The sequence below is a fragment of the Aquimarina rubra genome (genome assembly GCF_042684305.1).
Classification (GTDB): domain Bacteria; phylum Bacteroidota; class Bacteroidia; order Flavobacteriales; family Flavobacteriaceae; genus Aquimarina; species Aquimarina rubra.
This window is the reverse complement of sequence record NZ_JBHULE010000019.1, coordinates 2,022,037-2,043,372: the sequence shown is the minus strand read 5'-3', so window position 1 is coordinate 2,043,372 and position 21,336 is coordinate 2,022,037. Positions and strand designations below refer to the sequence as shown.

The 21,336-nt window shown below is 35.8% G+C and carries 17 protein-coding genes; 8 read left to right on the top strand and 9 right to left on the bottom strand.

All coding sequences use genetic code 11. The annotated features are described in order from the left end of the window. Positions 1–88: 88 nt before the first annotated feature. Genes nqrF through ACFSR1_RS17545 form a run of 6 tightly spaced genes read right to left on the bottom strand, consistent with a single transcriptional unit; the run spans position 89 to position 6,199 of the window. Complete coding sequence (gene nqrF, locus ACFSR1_RS17570; RefSeq protein WP_378294322.1) at positions 89–1,396, bottom strand: NADH:ubiquinone reductase (Na(+)-transporting) subunit F; 1,308 nt, start codon at positions 1,394–1,396, stop codon at positions 89–91. Between the two features lies 1 nt (position 1,397). Further along, complete coding sequence (nqrE, locus tag ACFSR1_RS17565) at positions 1,398–2,111, bottom strand: NADH:ubiquinone reductase (Na(+)-transporting) subunit E (RefSeq protein ID WP_378294321.1); 714 nt, start codon at positions 2,109–2,111, stop codon at positions 1,398–1,400. A gap of 11 nt (positions 2,112–2,122) precedes the next feature. Next, positions 2,123–2,821 carry an NADH:ubiquinone reductase (Na(+)-transporting) subunit D gene (locus ACFSR1_RS17560; protein WP_378294320.1) on the bottom strand — a complete coding sequence of 233 codons (699 nt, stop codon included), beginning with the start codon at positions 2,819–2,821 and terminating at the stop codon, positions 2,123–2,125. A gap of 3 nt (positions 2,822–2,824) precedes the next feature. After that, entirely contained in the window at positions 2,825–3,580 is a 756-nt protein-coding gene (locus ACFSR1_RS17555) for a Na(+)-translocating NADH-quinone reductase subunit C (protein WP_378294319.1), read from the bottom strand. A 2-nt stretch (positions 3,581–3,582) separates the two neighbouring features. Next, the gene (locus ACFSR1_RS17550; protein WP_378294318.1) at positions 3,583–4,842 is read right to left on the bottom strand and encodes an NADH:ubiquinone reductase (Na(+)-transporting) subunit B; all 1,260 of its coding nucleotides are present in this window, start codon (positions 4,840–4,842) and stop codon (positions 3,583–3,585) included. A gap of 4 nt (positions 4,843–4,846) precedes the next feature. Next, entirely contained in the window at positions 4,847–6,199 is a 1,353-nt protein-coding gene (locus tag ACFSR1_RS17545) for a Na(+)-translocating NADH-quinone reductase subunit A (RefSeq protein WP_378294317.1), read from the bottom strand. 189 nt (positions 6,200–6,388) lie between these two features. On the opposite strand from ACFSR1_RS17545, the gene ACFSR1_RS17540 reads away from it, so the two are divergent. Next, complete coding sequence (locus tag ACFSR1_RS17540) at positions 6,389–7,657, top strand: type IX secretion system plug protein (RefSeq protein ID WP_378294316.1); 1,269 nt, start codon at positions 6,389–6,391, stop codon at positions 7,655–7,657. A 50-nt stretch (positions 7,658–7,707) separates the two neighbouring features. Here the strand turns inward: ACFSR1_RS17540 and ACFSR1_RS17535 are convergent, their stop codons facing one another. Continuing rightward, positions 7,708–11,211 (bottom strand): starch-binding protein, encoded by a 3,504-nt coding sequence (locus ACFSR1_RS17535; RefSeq protein ID WP_378294315.1) that lies wholly within the window; start codon positions 11,209–11,211, stop codon positions 7,708–7,710. A gap of 383 nt (positions 11,212–11,594) precedes the next feature. On the opposite strand from ACFSR1_RS17535, the gene ACFSR1_RS17530 reads away from it, so the two are divergent. Both ACFSR1_RS17530 and apaG read left to right on the top strand, forming a co-directional pair. Next, entirely contained in the window at positions 11,595–12,653 is a 1,059-nt protein-coding gene (locus tag ACFSR1_RS17530) for a DUF3667 domain-containing protein (RefSeq protein ID WP_378294314.1), read from the top strand. 1 nt (position 12,654) lies between these two features. Then, positions 12,655–13,041: a Co2+/Mg2+ efflux protein ApaG gene (gene apaG / locus ACFSR1_RS17525; protein ID WP_378294313.1), complete on the top strand. Its 387-nt coding sequence runs from the start codon at positions 12,655–12,657 to the stop codon at positions 13,039–13,041. Here apaG and ACFSR1_RS17520 read toward each other — a convergent pair. Together ACFSR1_RS17520 and ACFSR1_RS17515 are read right to left on the bottom strand one after the other, a co-directional pair. Further along, positions 13,034–14,026: a DUF6695 family protein gene (locus tag ACFSR1_RS17520; RefSeq protein ID WP_378294526.1), complete on the bottom strand. Its 993-nt coding sequence runs from the start codon at positions 14,024–14,026 to the stop codon at positions 13,034–13,036. The genes apaG and ACFSR1_RS17520 overlap by 8 nt on opposite strands. A 59-nt stretch (positions 14,027–14,085) precedes the next feature. Continuing rightward, positions 14,086–14,802, bottom strand: coding sequence for an NRDE family protein (locus tag ACFSR1_RS17515; protein ID WP_378294312.1), 717 nt, complete (start codon positions 14,800–14,802; stop codon positions 14,086–14,088). A gap of 160 nt (positions 14,803–14,962) precedes the next feature. Here ACFSR1_RS17515 and pruA point away from each other — a divergent pair, with 160 nt between their 5' ends. The 5 genes from pruA to ACFSR1_RS17490 all read left to right on the top strand — a co-directional run bounded on the left by pruA (position 14,963) and on the right by ACFSR1_RS17490 (position 21,296). Beyond that, positions 14,963–16,591, top strand: a complete 1,629-nt coding sequence (gene pruA, locus ACFSR1_RS17510; RefSeq protein WP_378294311.1) for an L-glutamate gamma-semialdehyde dehydrogenase — start codon at positions 14,963–14,965, stop codon at positions 16,589–16,591. A 6-nt stretch (positions 16,592–16,597) separates the two neighbouring features. After that, on the top strand, positions 16,598–17,059 hold the full coding sequence (locus ACFSR1_RS17505; protein WP_378294310.1) for a hypothetical protein: 462 nt from the start codon (positions 16,598–16,600) through the stop codon (positions 17,057–17,059). Between the two features lie 15 nt (positions 17,060–17,074). Beyond that, complete coding sequence (locus ACFSR1_RS17500) at positions 17,075–17,542, top strand: GNAT family N-acetyltransferase (protein WP_378294309.1); 468 nt, start codon at positions 17,075–17,077, stop codon at positions 17,540–17,542. 604 nt (positions 17,543–18,146) lie between these two features. Then, positions 18,147–19,406 carry an MFS transporter gene (locus ACFSR1_RS17495; RefSeq protein ID WP_378294525.1) on the top strand — a complete coding sequence of 420 codons (1,260 nt, stop codon included), beginning with the start codon at positions 18,147–18,149 and terminating at the stop codon, positions 19,404–19,406. Between the two features lie 207 nt (positions 19,407–19,613). Continuing rightward, positions 19,614–21,296, top strand: a complete 1,683-nt coding sequence (locus ACFSR1_RS17490; RefSeq protein WP_378294308.1) for a hypothetical protein — start codon at positions 19,614–19,616, stop codon at positions 21,294–21,296. Positions 21,297–21,336: the final 40 nt, after the last annotated feature.

Below are 21,336 nucleotides of genomic sequence, written 5' to 3'. Positions count from 1 at the left end.
AACTGAGTTAATAAAACAGAAAATCTAAAATAAAAAAACCGATACAATTGCTTGTACCGGTTTATAGTGAAAAATTATAAATCTTTTATTATCCTCCAAAGTCATCAAATCTGATATTCTCATCAGGAATACCAAAATCTTCTCCCATTTTCTGAACTGCCTTGTTCATTAATGGTGGTCCGCAGAAATATAATTCTATATCTTCTGGAGATTCATGATGATTAAGATAATTATCAATCACACAGTTATGGATAAACCCAACGAATCCGTCTCCTTCTGCATCGATATCACTTTTAACTTTCCAGTTATCCTCTTCTAATGGTTCGGATAACGCTAAGTAAAACTTGAAGTTCGAAAATTTATCTTCTAATTGCTTAAAATGATCTAAATAGAATAATTCTCTTTTAGAACGTCCTCCATACCAATAAGTAACTTTACGACCTGTTTCTAATGTTTTGAATAAGTGGTATAAGTGAGATCGCATTGGTGCCATTCCTGCTCCACCACCTACATATAACATTTCTGATTCTGATTCATTGATAAAGAATTCTCCGTAAGGTCCTGAAATAGTAACTTTATCCCCTGGTTTTTGTGCAAAAATATAAGATGATGCAACACCTGGATTTACATCCATCCATCCATTTTTACTTCGATCCCATGGTGGAGTAGCAATACGTACATTTAGCATAATTTCTCTTCCTTCTGCAGGATAAGAAGCCATAGAATATGCTCGCTCTACCGTTTCGTTATTTTTCATCACTAATGGCCATAAACCAAACTTATCCCATTCCGCCTGAAACTTATCCGGAGTATCATGCTCTTCTGGGTGCGCAGTGATATCAATATCAGAGTATTTGATCTCACACGGAGGAATTTCAATCTGGATATAACCTCCAGCTTTATATCCCATATCCTCAGGGATTTCTACTACAAATTCCTTGATAAAAGATGCTACATTATAATTACGAACAACAGTAGCTTCCCATTTCTTGATCCCGAATACTTCTTCCGGAATCTCAATATTCATATCTTGTTTTACCTTTACCTGACAAGCCAGACGTGCTCCGTGTTGCAACTCTTTACGAGAAAAGTGTGGTGTTTCTGTTGGTAGTGCTTCTCCTCCACCTTCTAATACGTGGCATTCACACTGAATACAAGTTCCACCTCCACCACAAGCTGATGGTAAGAATATTTTTTGACTTCCTAAGGTAGATAATAAAGTACCTCCTGAGGCCACTTCTATCTCCTTTTCACCATTAATGGTAATTTTAACCGGTCCTGATGGTAATAATTTGTCTTTTGCAAATAATAAAATCCCTACCAAAACCAATGTAAGTACCAAAAATGAAATAATGGTGATAGCGATTGTTCCAATTGTTGACGCTAAAAATATCATATTATTTAAGTATTGAAACGTTAGTATTTTCTGCTACTTCTTTAGCAGTTTTCTCCTTTACCTGAACAGTTTCCTGTTTCTTGGTCTCCTCTTCATCTCCGCCGGTTAGCATTCCTCCAAAACTCATAAATCCAATAGCCATTAAACCGGTAAGGATAAACGTAATCCCTAGTCCTCTTAATGGAGCAGGCACGTTAGAATATCTGATTTTTTCTCTAATCGCAGCAATGGCAAGAATTGCTAAAAACCATCCGATTCCTGAACCAATACCGTAAACGGCAGCGTGAGAAATGGTAGCAAATTCTTTTTGCTGCATAAACAATGATCCTCCTAAGATCGCACAGTTTACAGCAATTAATGGTAAGAAAATACCTAAAGAGTTATATAATGATGGTGAAAACTTTTCTACAATTATTTCTACTAACTGTACCATTGTCGCAATGGTAGCAATAAATAAAATAAAGGTTAAGAAACTCAAATCATAGTCCGCATATTCCGGTCCTAACCATACCAATGCTCCTTCTCTAAGAATATACTTATCCAATAAGAAATTTAAAGGTACTGTAATCGCTAAAACGAATATCACCGCAGCACCAAGACCTACAGCCGTAGAAACCTTTTTAGATACGGCAAGATATGAACACATTCCTAAAAAGAATGCAAATACCATATTATCTATAAAGATCGATTTTAAAAATAATTCTAAATAATCCATGTTTCTTTATTTTAATGATCTTCAATTAATGCTTTATTTTTACTTCTTTGGATCCAAATAATAATCCCTACGGTAATCAATGCCATTGGCGCTAATACCATAAAACCATTATTCTCGTATCCATATGCATACAGTCCTGTTTTTTCAATTGGATCTCCTAACACTTTAGCACCAAATAAGGTACCAGAACCTAATAGCTCTCTAAAAAATGCAACAATAATTAGTAATACTCCGTATCCAGCTGCATTACCTATTCCATCAAGAAAAGATTTCCAAGGTCCGTTACCCAAGGCAAATGCTTCAAAACGTCCCATAATGATACAGTTCGTAATGATAAGACCAATAAATACTGAAAGTTCTTTACTTAATGTATACGCAAATGCTTTTAATACCTGATCTACCACGATTACTAAAGCGGCTACCACTACTAATTGAACAATAATTCTAATTTTAGATGGTATGATATTTCTCATCAATGAGATGACCACATTACCAATTCCTAAAACAAAAATTACCGAAATCGCCATTACGATAGATGGTTTTAACTGCGCCGTTATCGCTAAAGCTGAACAAATACCTAATACCTGGATAGTAATCGGGTTATTATCCGCTAAAGGATCCGTTAATAATTTCTTGTTTTTCTTCGAAAACAAAGGCTCTTTAGGCTCTTTTACTTTAGCTACAACTTTTTCTTCTGTTACTTCAGCCATTTGTTATTTTTTTAAAGTTTCGAAATAAGGTTGATACATTTTGATCCCTTTTTTTACCATTGCAGTTACACCATCACCAGTGATCGTTGCACCGGCCATAGCATCTACTGCATTATCATCTTTTCTTACATTCTTAGGATCTCCATTACCTTTTTTCACGGTAATACCTTTATAGTTGCCAGAGGCATCTAATATTTGCTCTCCTATAAAATCATCTCTAAAATAAGCCTCTTTAATATTAGCTCCTAAACCCGGTGTTTCTCCTTTATGATCAAAAAATGCACCTTTAACGGTTTTAAATTCCTTGTCTAAAGAAACATATCCCCAGATCGCATCCCAAAGACCATTTCCTCTCATTGGAACTACATAATACTCTTCTCCATCTTTCTTACCAATGAATAAAGGCATTTTTCTCTGATAATTAGGATCTTGTTTTATCTTATCATTTTCCTTTTTAACTTCTATACTAAAAGCTTTTGTTGTTTTCTCAGCAGAATTTCCGGTGATGATGTACTGCTCATCTCCTACATACTTGTTAAACAATTCTTCAGCTTGTTCTGCCGGTACAAATTCGTTAGGATCTTCTGTATCCGAGATCCCCATAGCAAACAAAATATTTTGTTGCTTTTCTGTACGCTTATTTGCAGCAATCTTATCTTTTAATGAAGATGCAGTAAAGGCTAACAATGAGCCTACAACAACTACCATCGCTACAGCAAAGATAATTGTGTATGAATTTTTATCTGTATTAATCGCCATAACTAAGCTGTTTTTAATTTTAGACGTTTCATTCTCTTCTTAACATTTCCTTGAACCACATAGTGATCAATCGTAGGAGCAAATACATTCATTAACAAAATCGCTAAGAATACACCTTCTGGATATGCCGGATTGAATACACGAATTAATATGGAAATAAATCCTATCAAAAATCCATAAATCCACTTTCCTTTATTAGTTTGAGATGCTGTTACAGGATCTGTTGCCATAAATACAATACCAAAGGCAATACCTCCAACGATCAGATGCTTCCAGAATTCTAAATTCATTAATGCATAGAACTTGCTGGATTCTGTAATCCATCCTGCATTGGTAACACCATTAAATATTAATCCCATTAGTAAAGTACCTAATACCGCACTTAGCATAATTCTCCAGCTTCCGATTTTCGTAAAAATTAAGAACGCAGCACCTAACAATATTAATAATGCCGATGTCTCACCTACTGATCCCGGTATAAATCCATAAAAAGCTTCAGCTATTGAATATGTTACTTCTTTCCCGTGCGAAGCAGTTTCAGCTAATATATTTTTACCTTGTGCCAATCCACCAAGTATGGTTTCTCCAGAAATCGCATCCAATTGAGCTCCACCAGCAATTTCTCTAGCTCTTTCTTCAGCTCCGTGCACCCACACTTTATCTCCGGACATCCAGGTAGGATATGCAAAGAATAAAAATGCTCTGATGGTTAACGCGGGATTCAGAATATTCATTCCTGTTCCTCCGAATACTTCTTTACCAATTACTACTCCAAAAATAACTGCTACCGCCAACATCCATAATGGTGTGTCTACAGGTACAATTAAAGGCACTAACATTCCGGTAACCAAATATCCTTCTTCTACTTCGTGTCCTTTGATTACTGCAAACAAAAATTCTACAGCTAATCCTACTCCATAAGAAACAACAACTAGTGGTAAAACTTTCCATAATCCGATTGCTAAATTATCGAGTGCCCAAAATGAAGCACTAAAGAAGCCATTAGAAGCCGCCTCGATTTCACCTAACGCTAAATGGTGTTGATACCCAGCATTAAACATACCGAAGATTAAACACGGTACTAATGACATAATTACCGTATTCATCGTACGCTTCAAATCATCAGCTGCACGAACATGTGCTCCAGAATGCGTAGTTTCGTTCGGTAAGTATAAAAAAGTATGGAGTGCATTGAATGCAGGTGCCATCTTTTTATCTTTATACTTAAGTTTTAAGTTATGTAATTTACTTTTTAAACCCATGACTTTATCCTATTTCTTTTAACATTAAATCTAGTCCTTCTCTAATGATCTGCTGATGTGGCTGTTTAGAAACACATATAAATTCAGTCAGCGCAAAATCTTCAGGAGCTACTTCATACATCCCTAATTGTTCCATAGCATCAAGATCATTAACAGCACACGCTTTTAAGATCTGTAATGGATAAATATCTAAAGGAAAAACTGTTTCGTAATTACCAGTCACTACAAATGCTCTATGCTCTCCATTTGTATTGGTATTAAGATCATACTTTTTATTTGGAAATAACCAAGAAAAAGTCAATGCTCTTGATGGAGATATTTTATTGAAAATTGGTTTATTCCAACCAAAAAATTCATAATCATTACCTTCTGGGATCACTGTGATCATATCGTGATAGAAACCTAAGTTTCCATCTGGCTTCACATTATCACCTGTTAGCACATTTCCGCTGATCACCCTAATATTGTTATCTTTTACGCCAGAATCATAAATCACTGAAGAAACCTCAGCACCGATTCTGGTTTTGAAATATTTTGGGTTTTTTACAGAAGATCCAGCCAAAGCCACAATTCTCTCAGAATTAAATTTTCCTGTTAGCAACAACTCTCCGATAATAACAAGATCTTGTGGATTTACAATCCAAACAACTTCTCCTTTATTAATTGGGTCTACTTTTGCTATCTGTACTCCAACATTTCCTGCAGGATGTGGACCACTTACATTATGCAATGTAATATTATCCAATCCGGTAAAAGGCGAGTTCCCATTTTTACCAATAGAAACATGAACATCTCCTTCAGTTAATTTACTCAAAGCAGTAACAGCCGCCTGAAGCTCCTTTTCTTTTCCTGCCAACACATATTCTAAATCAGCAGCCAATGGTGCTGTCATGTAAGCGGATATAAAAATTGCTTTTGGAGCAACATCAGGATTTGCAATAACGTCATACGGACGCTGTTTGATAAAAGGCCAGCATCCTGCAGCTAATAAGTGAGATTTTATATCCTCACCGTTCATTGCCTTTACATGCTTTGTTCCAAAGTCTGCAAACTGCTGTTCTTTATCTGCTAAAATTTTGAATGCTAATATTTTTCGTTTGGCACCGCGAATAATTTCCACAACCTCACCACTTACCGGTGAAGGAAACAACATTTTTTCATTAGTTTTAGAGTGGAAAAGTGGTTCGCCGGCCTTAACCTCTGTACCTTGCTTAGCAATAACTTTGGGTACGATACCGTGAAAATCGTCAGGCTTAATTGCGTATACATTACTTTTGGTGGCATCTACAGTAACTTTATCTGCTTCGCCAACAAGCTTAATGTCTAAGCCTTTTCTGATACGAATGTCTTTTGACATATTTGTAGTCTATGTTAATTAACTAAAAAAATCGTGCAAATTTACTAATTAAAACACGTAAGTGAAAGCACCATCTGTTATAAGATTTTATTTATAATGTTTCTAAATAACGTTTTTTTTTATCCAAAATCCAGTCCAACTTAATCAGGCATACATTTTGTTTATCTTTACGCAGTTAACTCTTAAAAAATGTCACAAAAACTTAAACAATCCTTATTAATTTTAGGATTATTCTGTAACCTACATTCCTTTATTTCTGCACAAGAAAGCGTAGAAGAAGTCAACCCTCCTGATTACATCAAAACCATTCAGTTATTTGGAAGTGAAGAATTCTCAGGCACACCCATTCTAAAACTTGGAGAACCACTAACGATTCGTTTTGATGATATTAACGGTGATGAAGCAGATTATTATTACAAAATAACATATTACAATTTTGACTGGACTCCTTCTGCATTGTATAAAAATGAATATTTAAATGGCTTTGATGATATAAGAATCGTGAATTATGAGAATTCATTCAACACCTTACAGTTATACAGTCATTATATATTGAGGATTCCTAACGAAGATACCAGAGGATTGAAGGTAAGCGGAAATTATATGATCGAAATTTATAATGATGATGATGAAATTGTTTTTTCCAGAAAATTCATTGTTTATGAAAACTTATCGAATGTAAAAGTATATACCAAAAGGTCCAGAGATTTAAAATACATCAATACCAGACAAGCTGTTCAGTTCGAAATTAGCTCTCCCAGTGAAATTCTGAAGAACCCAAAACGTACGGTTAAAACACTTGTGATTCAAAACAACGATCTAAAGAATGCCATTACTGATCTTATCCCTCAATTTACTATTGCGAATAGCTTAGTTTATAAATACGATACTGAAGCTAGTTTTTGGGGTGGCAACGAGTATCTTTTCTTCGATAACAAAGAAGTTAGATCACCCACAGCAAATATTAGAAGAATTGATCTTCAAGAAATTTACAATAACTATTTATACTCTGATATTGTTAGGGCAAACAGGATTTATACATATAACCCCGACATTAATGGTAATTTTGTAATAAGAAATTTAAGAGCCCAGAATAGCAACACAGAGGCCGACTATGTTTGGATGCATTTCTCTTTGGAATGTTATGAACCCCTTGATGGCGGAGAGATACACATCTATGGCAATTTCAATAATTATGTTACAGATGATTCTACACGATTATCGTATGATAAAGAAAATGCTATCTACACCACAAAAAGATTATTTAAACAAGGTTTTTATAACTATAAATATGTTTTGGTAAAACCCGATGGAACTATTGATCCTGGTTTTATCAGTGGTAATTTTGATGAAACCGAAAACGAATATGTCGTGATCCCTTACTATCGTGCGCCCGCAGCACGATACGACCGCGCGATTGGTAAAGGCATCGGAAATTCAAGAAATATTACAAATTAAAAAAGGTAGAACTGAAAGCTTCACCTTTTAAAATTATGGTTTAATAATTCTTATTGAACAACTACTTTGATAGTCTCTAGTTTTACTCCGTTAAGAGAAATCACATAAAAATAAATTCCTTTAGCATGTACTTGATTCCTGTTCAATACTATTGTTTGTTCGCCGGATACGACATTTTGATTGTAAATTACTTGTTTCTGACCTAAAATATTTACAGTAGTTATTTCCAATATCCCATCATCCTCTGTCCGTAACTTTAATGTTGATTGCCCAGTAATTGGATTAGGCCAAATTAATGCTTTTTCAGCTTGGGTGAATGTAGATTCATTTCTTGGTTGTGTTCCTTCCAATTCTTCACTAGAAGGCAATTGTTCGCAAGACGAAGGGCAAGAGTCACTCCAAAATCCTACATATTTCCCATTATCTATATATCCGGCAGTAAACCATCCTGTTCTATTTCTTGCTAAATCTATAGTTTGCATTCCATTACCATCATTAAAAATGATCCCTACGTCATCTGGAGAGACTCCATTAGGAACTACAAATGACCATTTTTTCCAAGGAGATCCTGATATAGTAGTCATCGTTTGTCCAGGCCAAGCTGCTGTATTTTCTAATGTAATATTTCGCTTACTGTCGAACACATAAATATTGGAAGATCCATTCCAGCTATACGTAGGTGTTTTAAAATAGATATCAATTTTAGTTAAATTTAAATTATCACAATCAACCGGACACTCATCACTCCAGTATCCATTATAGTACCATCCTTCCACATTCCTTTCTAGGTCATCGGTCTGATTACCTTGAGCATTAAATACCATTCGAATATCATCAGCATTCACTTCTGGTGATAATTGCAATGTATACGTATACCAATTAGTCATAGGATAAGCACTCATTTGTTGCCCGGGCCATTCATTGGTTTCTAAGAGTGTTGCATTTGTAGCTACACTAAAAAAGTAAACATTTACAGCATCACTCCATCCTGTAGGCTTATAAAAATTGAAAGTAATTTCAGTTACATCTTCTGTAGTAACTGACACAATATTGCTTGCAGCAGATTGATTTCCCTTTCGATCTCTAGCTACTACATTAAATTCGTAATCAGTGTTAGCAGACAAGCCATTAATTGTCGTAGAAGTTGTATTTACAAACTTTACAAATTCTGTTCCTTGATATAGATCATATCCGGTCACTGCAACATTATCGCTTGAAGCATTCCAAGTTAAGATCACAGAAGTCTGACCGATCTCTGATACCACTAGATTCGTTGGAATCGAAGGAGCAATATCATCTGGAGTCAATTCGACCTGTAATGGTGCTTTCCATATACCTCTTCCGTAGGTTGCTGCTAACAATACATTATCTTTTAAATTAACCTCTAAATCTCTTACCGCAACATTGGGTAGACTTGCTGAATAATCCTGCCAAGGTTGATCACCATCTTTAACATAGACTCCTAAGTAGGTTCCTAAGTAGATGGATTCTGTTCCCTTATGGTGTTTCACCACAAACTTCCCTTCTGATGGGAGATTACCGGTGATATTAAAGAAACTGTTCCCTTGATCCAAGGATCTAAATACTTTTCCTCCTGAACCTGCAGTGGAAACATATATAATTTGATTATTATCATTATGAACCTCTATAGAAGTAATAAATCTGGTAAATCTATATACCAAAGACCAATTAACACCTCTATCCTTGCTTTTGTATAGATTCTGACCATCTGCAACATACATAATCCGTATATCTGATGGATCTAACTCGATATGATCAATATTACTACCGCCAAAATCGAACTCAGTCTGTTTTTTAAAGGAATAACCTTCAAGTTTATAAAAACTCTTAAAACCTGCATACAAATTACCATTGCGATCCGATACTAATGGAGTTACCCAATTACCTCGCTCCGGTCCAGAAGCAGCAAATATTCTTGTTTTACCTCTATCTTTGGTTTTATATAGATTCCTGCCGTATTGTATAAATCCAAAGTATGTATTTTCATCATCACCCTGAACGGCACAATCCATACCATCTGCTCCGTGGTATACATTCCATTGTGATCCATCTAAAGCATATCCTCCATTATCCTGTAAACCTCCAACTAAGTGATCTGCACTACTATTTTCTGCTACGGATATTTTATAAAACTGACCAATTTGAAGCCCTTTTGTTAAATCAGTAAACGAACCTCCATTATTCACAGATTCATAAACACCTCCATCACTTCCACAAAACAATCTGCCATTATAATAACGTAAAAAATGAATATCTGCGTGAGTATATGTAGGTTCTGTTGGGTAATTCCATCTATTAATTCTAGTAAAATCATCTCCTCCATTAGTAGACTTCCATACATTCAAACATCCAACAAAGACTAGATTAGGATCCTGATCAGAAACTGCCAGAGCCAAATCATACCACGCTTGCGTACTCTCTAATATGTTCTCCGTTTCTAATGTTTTGCTAAAATCAGATCCACTGTTGACAGATTTATACAAGCCCTGAAATGAACTACCAGAATCGGCACTTAACAAATATACATACTCCGGATTAGCAGGGGTTACATCAATAACTAATCGTGAGGAGCTAATAGGTAATCCATTGCGAACAATAAAAAAACTAGCACCTCCATTGGTAGACTTATAAAAAGTGTCTCTAGTAGCGGCATATATGATATTGGTATCGCCCGGCTTTATTTTAATATCTTTAATATTACCAGATAAGGTTTTTACCCAAGTTATTCCGGCATCTTCAGTCTTATAAACCCCTCTGCTTGTCGCAACCCATAATTTATTAGAATCATTTGGATCTATATAAATATCATTTCCGATTTCATACTCATCAGAAACATCAAGACCGGTCTTACTCCACGTATAACCTCCATCTACAGATTTCAAAACACCGATACCTAATGCATCACTAGAGTCATCATCTCCTGTAGAGATATAAATAATATTAGAATTATTATAATCAATAGCAATACCGGAAACTCCAATCTGAGGTAAATAATCTGATAGTGGTTCCCAATGCTCACCGTTATCAATCGATTTCCAGATTCCACCTGCAGGTGCACCCACATACATAACATTGGGTTGATTAGGATCTACAATCGCTACATTAATCCTACCCTGACCCGGTGACCAAGAATTAGAAGGGTCGTGATCAAAAGGTCCCATTGGCAACCAAGTATTAGCACTTTTTTGCCCGAAACTTTTCATTGATTTTTTCTGCTCCCAAATATTCCAATAGAAATCAGGAGTTGGCAACGTTCCATCTGGCATCACTGCGTTTTTATGAAATTCCTGCCATCTTTTAAAAGGCTTATGCCCACTTCCTTTGACAGTATCATTCTTTTCTTTCCAATAACGATTAAAGGCACCCACTACCTCATCAAATTTAGAAGTACCAATATCATTAGATTTTCCTTTTACAGTAATTTCAGACATCCATGGCGCATCCACGTTGTATTGAGCATTCGCAGAAGTAATTTTCAAAAAAATGAATAAAAGCGTAAAAGCTACTTTTAAGAAGGGTATCTTTTTTTTCATCTGTCCGGTTTAAAGCATTAATAAAGTTTTTATTGTTATACCGTAATACAACTACGTAAAAGTATATACTGAACATTCTAAAAACTACTAACCACACTGTCAGGGATCCTGCGCAAAAAACTGTATATCAAACTTTTAAAACCACCTATATCGATAAAGGTTAATTTATTTTTTTCGATAAAAAACCAATAAAATTGCCTAAAAACACAACCAAAAGAGCCCTAAAACGTTATAAATTTTCTTTCCTACATTGCAGTTCTATCGTTTGCGTTTTCCTGCGATACACCTACAAATAATAACACAAGGCTATCACGTATTATTTTTTTATGTTTTGTAACGAAATACCCTTACTTTAGTCCTATTACGCAAACCATCAGCTTAACATGAAAGAAAAGGGGAGATTTCTTAAAAAGTATAGGGGAAACGAATGCCTAAATTGTAACGTCCCTTTAGATGTAATTGATCGATATTGTCATAATTGCGGTCAAATCAACACTACCAAAAAGCTTTCTTTTAAAGATTTTTTCAATGAATTTTTTGCAAGTATATTCTCTTATGATTCGCGACTAAGACATACCATAGTTGGCTTACTATTTAGACCCGGAATGATCTCCAAGGATTATGTTGAAGGTAAAAGAATAAAATATGCCAACCCTTTTAGGTTTTACTTAAGTGTCTCTATTCTATTTTTTATTATTAACGGCCTTTTCATTGATTTTGACCAAGTAGCTCTTCAATTTAATAGCGATCAAAAGGAAGCAGCAGAAGATGCAAAACGTTCAAAAATCAGTGCAATAGAAATTCAGACGGGTTCACCAGACACGACTAAAATTGCTAAAAATTCATCCAACGAAGTATATTTTTCAGAAGCTCAATTAGATACCATGGGAATGTTTACAGCGATAAGAAAACGCTGGAAAACCTATAAATCCCATTACAAAACAACCGGTGAGCTAGTTGCTAACACAGCTCTGGATAGCTTAAAGCACAAACAAAACACGTATACCAGATATTTATATAGCAGAAGTATTAAAACAAAGAATCTTAGTGATAATCCGATGGAATTGCTTGTGTTTGTTTTTAATAAACTCCCATTTATCATATTTTTCTTTCTACCCATTTTTGCTTTAATGATGTGGTTGTTATACATAAGGAAACCATTTAACTACATGGAACATTTGGTGTTTATTTTTCATACACAAACCATGTTTTTCATTCTGATGGGCATTTCAATTTTGATTGATCAAATCTCCGAAACTGAAGTAGCATCCAGCATCGCAATGCTTGTTTTTCTTTTCTATTTATATAAAGCTATGCGTAAATTTTATCAGCAAGGAAGGGCTAAAACTATTGTTAAATTTCTGTTAGTGAACGTATTATTTTTTATCTTAGCAGGTATAGGATCAATTATAACCATTATTGGATCCATGTTTATTTTTTAATATGGTTGAGCAAATAACCAGTGGCATAAAAATTTCGGTGGATACCACCTTTGAAGGTACGTTCTTTAAGAACTATAAGATTCATTTTGCCTTTGGTTACCGTATTACTATAGAAAACCAAAGCAAAGATTCTGTACAACTCACTTCTCGTTTTTGGGAAATTAAGGATGCATTAAATAATACCGAAATCGTAGAAGGCGAAGGGGTTATTGGAAAGAAACCTGTGCTAAAACCCGGAGAATCTCATACCTACAACAGTGGATGCTTATTAAGTTCGCCTTTTGGAGCAATGAAAGGTCATTATAATATGGTAAATTTTACGTCAACCAAAAAGTTCAAGGTAATGATTCCAAGCTTCAAATTGAGTGCTCCATTTGCCCTCAATTAAGTCTTTTTACCAGATCAAATCGAATGATGTTCCCTTCTTGTTCTACATGACAATATTTGCAATGAGAATCATATACAAACCGATATCTTTTGGTATCAACAAAGGTTGATTTTGTTTCAAAAAGACCTTTAAAATCTTCATTACCATACTCCGTGAATCTGGTAATTTCGAATAAAGTCTCTTGCGAAGATTTTTTTAGAATAAAATATGCCCCGCTTCCTGTTCCCGAGAGAAAATGAGCTTCCTGTAAGAACTCAGGCAACACTGCGCTTTTCTTCGTTTCTAACTTTGGTGCTTTCTTATCGAAATAATTAGTGAGATTTTCTCTAAAAACAGAATTTTGATACTCAATCAAATTTCCATTTTCTACCTGAAATATTTTATTTTCCATAGAACCCTTTTCCACATTACCCAAAGGACTTGGCGTAAATAATTTATTACGCAACAACGGAGTTCTTATTCTGGATTTATCGGTACTATTCAGGATGGTATCCGTAACAATTCGTGAACAATTGCTACCTTCTTTTCGAAACGTAGAATATGGGATACTTCCTTTATTTTGTGTTTCGAGAATATATGCTTTTGCTCTATCATAGAATATATAATCACAAACTGAAGCCACTAATCGACCACTACCGTGAGTTTTCTCGGGATTTGCTTCTAACCACAACAGAAACTCATCAATATTAGCAAGTTTCCCATCAGCAGTAAAAGTAGCTCTAAAAGGTATTTCTAATTCTACATCGGTTACCGCACTTCTTACTCTTCCTTTACCAGGCGGAGTTATATATCTACCAAAATCGTAATACTCTGCAACGCCTGTTTTATTATCAATGAGCACAAAAGCAGCGTGACCGGCTTTGATAATACCATTTTTACCCAAACCAAAAAACTGCAATAAACTTGTTGCCTTCTTTTCTTCGTCAGAAAAACGAACAAAAGTATCCGGAAAAGCGAGAGAAATTATTTTGCCCGTGTAATTCATCACACGTTTAAAATTTTAGTTATACTTATTTTCAAAAGGCAGTTTAGTATCAGTTTCAGTTAAGCAGTAATCGCCTCAAAAGCAACGATATTTACTTCCTTCTTCTGAAGGTCTTCATAACGCATAGAAAGCTCTTCATCAGTTTTAACAACCTGAGTAATACTTCTGGTCTTTAAAAACCCTCGATCAATCTGCAAATCTACATCCTTATCCCCAATTCCCGCATTCTTATGAAAATCTAATAGCATGTCAACACTTAATACGTTTGCTTCCTGGAATACGTCAAACCAATCTTCTCTTGTTTTCTTCATTTCAGGAGTATACAAGGTAGAAGAGGACCAAATATGGGTTTCTTTTTCTAAAGCTCTGACATGTTTTTGTCTTCCGTCCCAAACTAGTTCAAAAAACTCAAGATCTGATTGCCAATTCGCCGCAACTATGGTAAAAGGCTCGATTCCTGTATAATCATATTCAGAAATGGCTTTTTTCAAATGGTCAGCACTCAAAAAATCTTTTACCACTACTCCTCTACTTTGTCTATACGACACCGATCTTTCGTGGATTTCGAAACCTCCATTAAGAAGGCAAATCATGGTGTTTTTATCACTAATTCCAATCCATGTTCCTCCCGCTACAGCATCTTTCGGAAATAGCATTCTGGTTTTATCAACTTGGTAAAATTCAGGAACTAAGGTTTTTCGGTTTATAGCCTCATCACGATTAGAGGTCAGTATAAAACCGTTTTCTTGGGTGGGGATCAACGTTACTGTACACATAGATTTTTGGGTCGGATAAATTTCGTACAACTTACAAAAAAAAATACATATCATACATGTTTATAAAAGGTTAAAATCAATATTACCCTACATAATTTCCTATCTTTGCGGCTTTAAGTATTCGAACACATCTTACAAATCAAACTAAATACACAAGATCATGGGAAAAGGTTTTTTTCAAGTTCCAACAGCAATCAATGAGCCTGTAAAATCATATGCTCCGGGAACTCCTGAAAGAGAAGAAGTTCTGGCAACCTATAAAGCAATGTATAATGCTACTGTTGATGTTCCTTTATACATTAACGGTGAAGAAATCAGAACCGGAGACACAGGAACGATGTCACCTCCACACGACCATAAACATCAATTAGGAACCTATCATAAAGCCGAAAAGCAACATGTTCAGAAAGCCATTGACACTGCTATTGAAGCTCGTAAAAAATGGGCAGATTTAGCTTGGGAACAGCGTGCTGCTATTTTCTTAAGAGCTGCAGAACTGATTGCCGGGCCTTATAGAGCTAAAATTAATGCAGCTACCATGCTTGCGCAATCTAAAAATATTTTTCAGGCAGAAATTGATGCTGCTTGTGAGTTTATAGATTTCTTACGCTTCAATGTAGAATTTATGACTCAGATTTATGAAGATCAACCAGATTCTACTTCAGGTGCGTGGAACCGATTAGAGTATAGACCGCTAGAAGGATTTATTTATGCAATCACTCCGTTTAACTTTACTGCCATTTCCGGAAACTTACCGGCTAGTGCTGCTTTAATGGGAAATACAGTGGTTTGGAAACCTAGTGATAGCCAAATCTATTCTGCAAAAGTGATTGTAGATATTTTTAAAGAAGCAGGAGTGCCTGATGGTGTTATCAATGTAGTGTATGGAGATCCTGTAATGATTACCGATACTGTGTTGGCAAGTCCTGATTTTGCGGGGATTCACTTTACAGGTAGTACGCACGTTTTTAAAGATATCTGGGCTAAAATCGGAACCAATATCCATAACTATAAAACCTACCCAAGAATCGTAGGTGAAACAGGAGGAAAAGATTTTATCGTAGCGCATCCTAGTGCAAATGCCAAGCAAGTAGCTACAGGTATTTCTCGTGGTGCATTCGAATTCCAAGGACAAAAATGTAGTGCTGCGTCCAGAGCATATATCCCTAAAAGCTTATGGGCTGATGTAGAAAAACACTTAAAAGCGGATATCAAATCCTTTAAAATGGGATCACCGGAAGATATGGGTAACTTTATTACTGCTGTCATCCACGAAGGTTCTTTTGATAAACTTGCGAAATATATTGATCAGGCAAAAGAAGATAAAGACGCAACGATCATTGCTGGTGGTGGATATGATAAATCCAAAGGATACTTTATTGAACCAACCGTTATCCTTGCAGAAGATCCTAAATACACTACGATGTGTACAGAGCTTTTTGGACCAGTTATTACCATCTATGTATATGATGATAACAAATGGGAAGAAACTTTAGCATTGGTAGATCAAACTAGCGAATATGCATTAACAGGAGCTATTTTCTCTACAGACAGATATGCTGCTGCCGAGGCCACCAAAGCGTTAGAAAATGCAGCGGGTAACTTCTATATCAATGACAAGCCAACAGGCGCGGTTGTAGGACAACAACCATTTGGTGGAGCCAGAGCATCTGGTACAAATGATAAAGCTGGATCATACCTGAACCTTTTACGTTGGGTATCACCAAGAACGATCAAAGAAACATTTGTAACTCCAGAAGATTACAGATATCCTTTCTTAGGAGAATAATTTCTAGTGAAGTATATAATCCACAAACCGTATATCATTTTTTGGAGTTTGATTCCAATCTTATTGATATACGGTTTTTCTTTTGGCGAAGAAACACTAAATATCAATGTGCATGATACGTATTTTGTGATATCTATCACACACATTTTTAATCTCATTTCTCTTTTTTTTGTTGTTATCGGCTTGGTATATTATGCCATTCACAAACTGAATAGAAAAAGACAACCATTACTGACTAAAATCCATCTACTAGGTACGCTTGGCGGAATTTTTATTCTTTTATTGCTTCCTTTGCTTTTCCCTTCTGAATCGGACTGGTATTCTGAAGAATTTAAAAATGGAGCAATAAAAGAAAACCTACTAATCATCCAGCTAGTCACCTTCACAATCATATTAATCGTCCAACCACTACTACTCTTACATCTAATGATTAGTATTTTTAGAAAGAAACAACAGTCTAACGGATAGTAAAAACGCAAGAAAATGATCATACGTCCTGCAAAAATTGAAGACCTGCTTACACTACTGGATTTTGAGCAAAAACTCATAGAGGCAGAAAGACCCATGGATTCTACGCTAAAAAGCGGTGAAAAAATCAGTTATTATGATCTTGGTGAATATATAAAATCCGATCATACCGAAGTTGTAGTGGCAGAAGTTGACGGAGAAGTTGTAGGTAGTGGTTATGGTCAGATCAGAGATCGTAAAGAGTTCTTTAAGCAACCTAAGATGGGATACATCGGCTTTATGTATGTAAAGGAAGCGTTTAGAGGACAGGGAATCAGTCAGCAAATAATTCAATATGTATCAGATTGGTTTGCAGCAAAGGATATCCACGAAATACAACTTGATGTTTATGATCAAAACCCAAGAGCCATTAGAGCCTATGAAAAAGCAGGCTTTGAAAAATACCTAGTTCGTATGCGAATGAATGTAAAGGATGAGTCTTAATAAGCTGATTTTGGTGTAAAAAGGTATAGATAAAGTCTCATTGCTTGTGATTATTTTTCTTATGTTTCCTCTCCCCTGAAGGCATAGGCAGGGATTAAGGTGAGGGTTTTTATTATGAAAGCCCCTCATCCTAACTCCTAAGCCTCATCGCGCCCATCGCTGTAGCGTTGTCGTCCAAGGAGAAGGAACTCCTTTAGTTTGTAAAACACTAAATAACAATATATTTCATATCCAACTCAGGTTAATAACATCTTGATCACACAGCCATCTTTCTTTATTTTATTTCCCTATCTACAATTCCGGATTCACTATTACGGAAGCCCTTTTAAACTTATTACCATTACTTTGGATTCCAGCCTCTACGAAAATTACGTTTAGGCAGACGAGTAAGCTGGAATGACAGTTTTAGCTTCTTTTTTTAGTTTTTTGTAATTCCGACGTGTCATATTGAGCGTGTTTAAATGTAGGCTGGAATCCATCTTCATTTTAAACCGAAATTTTCATTTATATGAAAAAAATTCTAAGAATCTAAATGAATTCAAATCAATCACAAACACTATCTTTAGGCAAACATCGATATCCACAAAAGCATACGCTACACTCCATGAATCAAAAAAAAGCGCCCTGGTATTTTTTAGTATTACTGATTTTGGCTGGAGAATCTGTATTTATTCTTCCTTTTGTACTCGCACGAGTCTTTAGACCCACAGTACTCGAAGCCTTTGGTTTGGATAACCTACAGTTAGGATTATGCTTTTCTGTATACGGAATTGTCGCTTTGTTATCCTATCTTTTTGGTGGTCCTTTAGCGGATAAATTCCCTCCAAGAAAATTGATTGCAGTTGCATTATGGATGACAGCTTTAGGAGGATTGGTCTATGCTACATTTCCGGGATACACTATGTTAAAAATACTGTATGGCTATTGGGGGTTTACCACTATTTTTCTATTCTGGGCTCCGATGATCAAAGCTACCCGTGTTTGGGGTGGATCCACCTCACAGGGAAAAGCATTTGGGTTTCTTGATGGGGGACGAGGATTAGTAGGAGCATTATTTGGGGCTATGGGTGTCTTCATTTTTTCATTATTTATTACTTCTGAAATTGCAGAAGCAACCCTCTCAGAAAGCAGAGCAGCATTTAAACAAGTGATACTAGTATCATCTGGTATTGTAAGCCTGGTTGGTATTCTTGTGTGGTTTTTTATGAAACTAGATCGAAAAACCGAGCAAGAGATCATCTTAGAAAAAATAACCATCTCACAAATTGCACAAGTGCTGCGATTACCTTCTGTTTGGTTATTGATGATCATTATTTTATGTGCTTATGTAGGCTACAAAATCACCGATGTATTTTCTTTATACGCCAAAGATGTACTGTTATATGACCAGGTACAATCTGCTCAAGTGGGCACTTTTTTGCTATTTATACGCCCTGTGATTGGTGTGTTGATTGGTGTATTGGCAGATCGCACACAAACTACGTTCTGGTTGGTGGTTAGTTTTGTCATCTCTTTCTTTGGTGCTTTATTGTTTGCGTTGGGTCTCATCACAGCATCAGCAACCAGCTTATTTTTTATATCCATATTGGTCGTCGCAATCGGAGTCTATGCTGCACGTTCGCTATATTTTGCGGTGATGCAAAGAGGCCAAATCCCATTGGTACTTACCGGAACAGCGGTGGGACTTATTTCTTTAATTGGGTATACCCCTGATATCTTTGCCGGTCCTGCGATGGGCTATTTGTTAGACAACGCACCGGGTATACAAGGACACCAACACGTGTTTTGGATGCTGGCGTTTTTTTCTTGTATTGGTGGTATTGCTGCTTGGTATTACTATCGTTTATATAACAAGAAGAAGTAAATCTGATTTCTTATTTTTGAATTACAGGGAAATTTACGTTTCTTTATAAAATTGTAACCTACGCTACACTTACGTACACAAACGTTTATAAATAGTTACAAACAGCTACAATCAAAAATTATAATTGAAATATATGTACCAGTACGCATATAAACATGTTGTACCCAATAGCACAAATCCTTAAAAATTAATTCAGTACCTTGAAGAATGAAATATTCTAAAAGTACTTTGCTAAGTCTAGGGGTTATTCTCTTTTTTTTAGTTTCTTCCTGTAAAAACGATAAACCAAATCCAAACTTGACCGCGTTAAATCTTTTGAGAGGCGATCTTCAATTGTGTGGTAATGGACAATTTGGAGATGTCAACTTTTCTGAATCTTGTAGCTACGAAACAAGAGAAACTTTCAATCTTGCCATTTCTTTGCTCCATTCCTTTGAATATATTGAAGCAGAAAAAGCATTTGTAAAAATAATAGATAAAGACCCTGATTGTGCCATGGCTTATTGGGGCGTAGCAATGAGTATCTATCATGGATTATGGGCACCTCCAGAGAAATCCGTTTTAGAAAAAGGAGTAAAACTTATGGCAGTAGCTGAAAAACTACCCAAATCAAAAAAAGCGGAACAATATTTAGACGCGATTGGTTCTTTTTATAAGAACTGGGAATCAGTTGATAACCAAACCCGAAAGCTTGCTTATGCCCAAAAAATGAAAGATATGTATGAAGAAAATAGCAAGGATACCGAAGTAGCTGTATTCTATGCCTTGGCCCTTCGTGCATCAGCAGTAGCCTCAGACAAAACCTATTCAAAACAACGTGAGGCTGGACAAATATTAGACGATTTGTTCAGAAAAGAACCGAACCATCCGGGTATTGCACACTATATTATTCATTCCTATGATTATCAAGAATTGGCCAAACTAGGACTGAGCACAGCTAGACGCTATGCAGATATTGCTCCAAATTCTGCCCACGCCCAACATATGCCATCACATATATTTACACGTTTGGGACTTTGGGATGAATCAATTGACACTAATCTTAATTCTGCCGAATCAGCAATTTGTTATGCCGAAAGCATTTCACCTGGAGCACATTGGGATGAAGAAGTACACGCCATGGGATATTTGGTTTATGCCTATCTGCAAAAAGGAAATAACAAACTTGCTTATGAACAATATGAGTATCTTAAATCTTTTAAAGAAATCTTTCCGCCTAACTTCAAAATTGCATATACAGCCGCTGCTATTCCTACACGTTTAGCCGTGGAAAACAAAAATTGGAAAGAGGCCGCAGGTATTGAATTGCCTCAAATTGCGGGATTAGAGTGGCAGAAATTCCCTTGGCAGAAAGCATTACTTCACTATGCAAAAGCTCTGGGGAACATACATATTAATAATTTAAATGAGGCTCAAAACGAACTTGATTTACTACGTTCTTTTGAAAAGGAATTAATAACATTAAAAGATGCCTATAAAGCTAACCAAGTTGCTATCCAAATTAAAACCATTGAAGCCTGGATGCAATTAAAAAAAGGTAATAATGTTGAAGCGGTATCGCTTATGACTACTGCTGCTGATATGGAAAGTAAAACGTCAAAACATCCCGTAACACCAGGTGAAATCTTACCAGCAGATGAACTTTTAGCTGATATGCTTTTAGCATTAAATAAACCTCAAGAAGCATTAGTAGCCTATGAGTTAAATCTAGAAAGGCGTCCAAACAGATTCAACGGTCTCTATGGAGCGGCCATTGCAGCAAAACAGTCTGGTAATATCGAAAAATCAGCCATTTATTTTGAAGCATTGCTAAAACTAACTAGGAATATAGATAGCGATAGAAAAGAAATTAAAGAGGCTAATGCATTTATAAAACAGAATACCATTTAATATGTGCTTAGGTAAACCTTATAGTATTCTCATAGCCTTC

What these genes read in the sequence shown, in the direction of transcription:
- nqrF (WP_378294322.1), bottom strand. Translation starts at nt 1,396, where the DNA reads ATGATATTTTTAGCGTCAACAATTGGAACAATCGCTATCACCATTATT.
- nqrE (WP_378294321.1), bottom strand. Translation starts at nt 2,111, where the DNA reads ATGGATTATTTAGAATTATTTTTAAAATCGATCTTTATAGATAATATG.
- ACFSR1_RS17560 (WP_378294320.1), bottom strand. Translation starts at nt 2,821, where the DNA reads ATGGCTGAAGTAACAGAAGAAAAAGTTGTAGCTAAAGTAAAAGAGCCT.
- ACFSR1_RS17555 (WP_378294319.1), bottom strand. Translation starts at nt 3,580, where the DNA reads ATGGCGATTAATACAGATAAAAATTCATACACAATTATCTTTGCTGTA.
- ACFSR1_RS17550 (WP_378294318.1), bottom strand. Translation starts at nt 4,842, where the DNA reads ATGGGTTTAAAAAGTAAATTACATAACTTAAAACTTAAGTATAAAGAT.
- ACFSR1_RS17545 (WP_378294317.1), bottom strand. Translation starts at nt 6,199, where the DNA reads ATGTCAAAAGACATTCGTATCAGAAAAGGCTTAGACATTAAGCTTGTT.
- ACFSR1_RS17540 (WP_378294316.1), top strand. Translation starts at nt 6,389, where the DNA reads ATGTCACAAAAACTTAAACAATCCTTATTAATTTTAGGATTATTCTGT.
- ACFSR1_RS17535 (WP_378294315.1), bottom strand. Translation starts at nt 11,211, where the DNA reads ATGAAAAAAAAGATACCCTTCTTAAAAGTAGCTTTTACGCTTTTATTC.
- ACFSR1_RS17530 (WP_378294314.1), top strand. Translation starts at nt 11,595, where the DNA reads ATGAAAGAAAAGGGGAGATTTCTTAAAAAGTATAGGGGAAACGAATGC.
- apaG (WP_378294313.1), top strand. Translation starts at nt 12,655, where the DNA reads ATGGTTGAGCAAATAACCAGTGGCATAAAAATTTCGGTGGATACCACC.
- ACFSR1_RS17520 (WP_378294526.1), bottom strand. Translation starts at nt 14,026, where the DNA reads ATGAATTACACGGGCAAAATAATTTCTCTCGCTTTTCCGGATACTTTT.
- ACFSR1_RS17515 (WP_378294312.1), bottom strand. Translation starts at nt 14,802, where the DNA reads ATGTGTACAGTAACGTTGATCCCCACCCAAGAAAACGGTTTTATACTG.
- pruA (WP_378294311.1), top strand. Translation starts at nt 14,963, where the DNA reads ATGGGAAAAGGTTTTTTTCAAGTTCCAACAGCAATCAATGAGCCTGTA.
- ACFSR1_RS17500 (WP_378294309.1), top strand. Translation starts at nt 17,075, where the DNA reads ATGATCATACGTCCTGCAAAAATTGAAGACCTGCTTACACTACTGGAT.
- ACFSR1_RS17495 (WP_378294525.1), top strand. Translation starts at nt 18,147, where the DNA reads ATGAATCAAAAAAAAGCGCCCTGGTATTTTTTAGTATTACTGATTTTG.
- ACFSR1_RS17490 (WP_378294308.1), top strand. Translation starts at nt 19,614, where the DNA reads ATGAAATATTCTAAAAGTACTTTGCTAAGTCTAGGGGTTATTCTCTTT.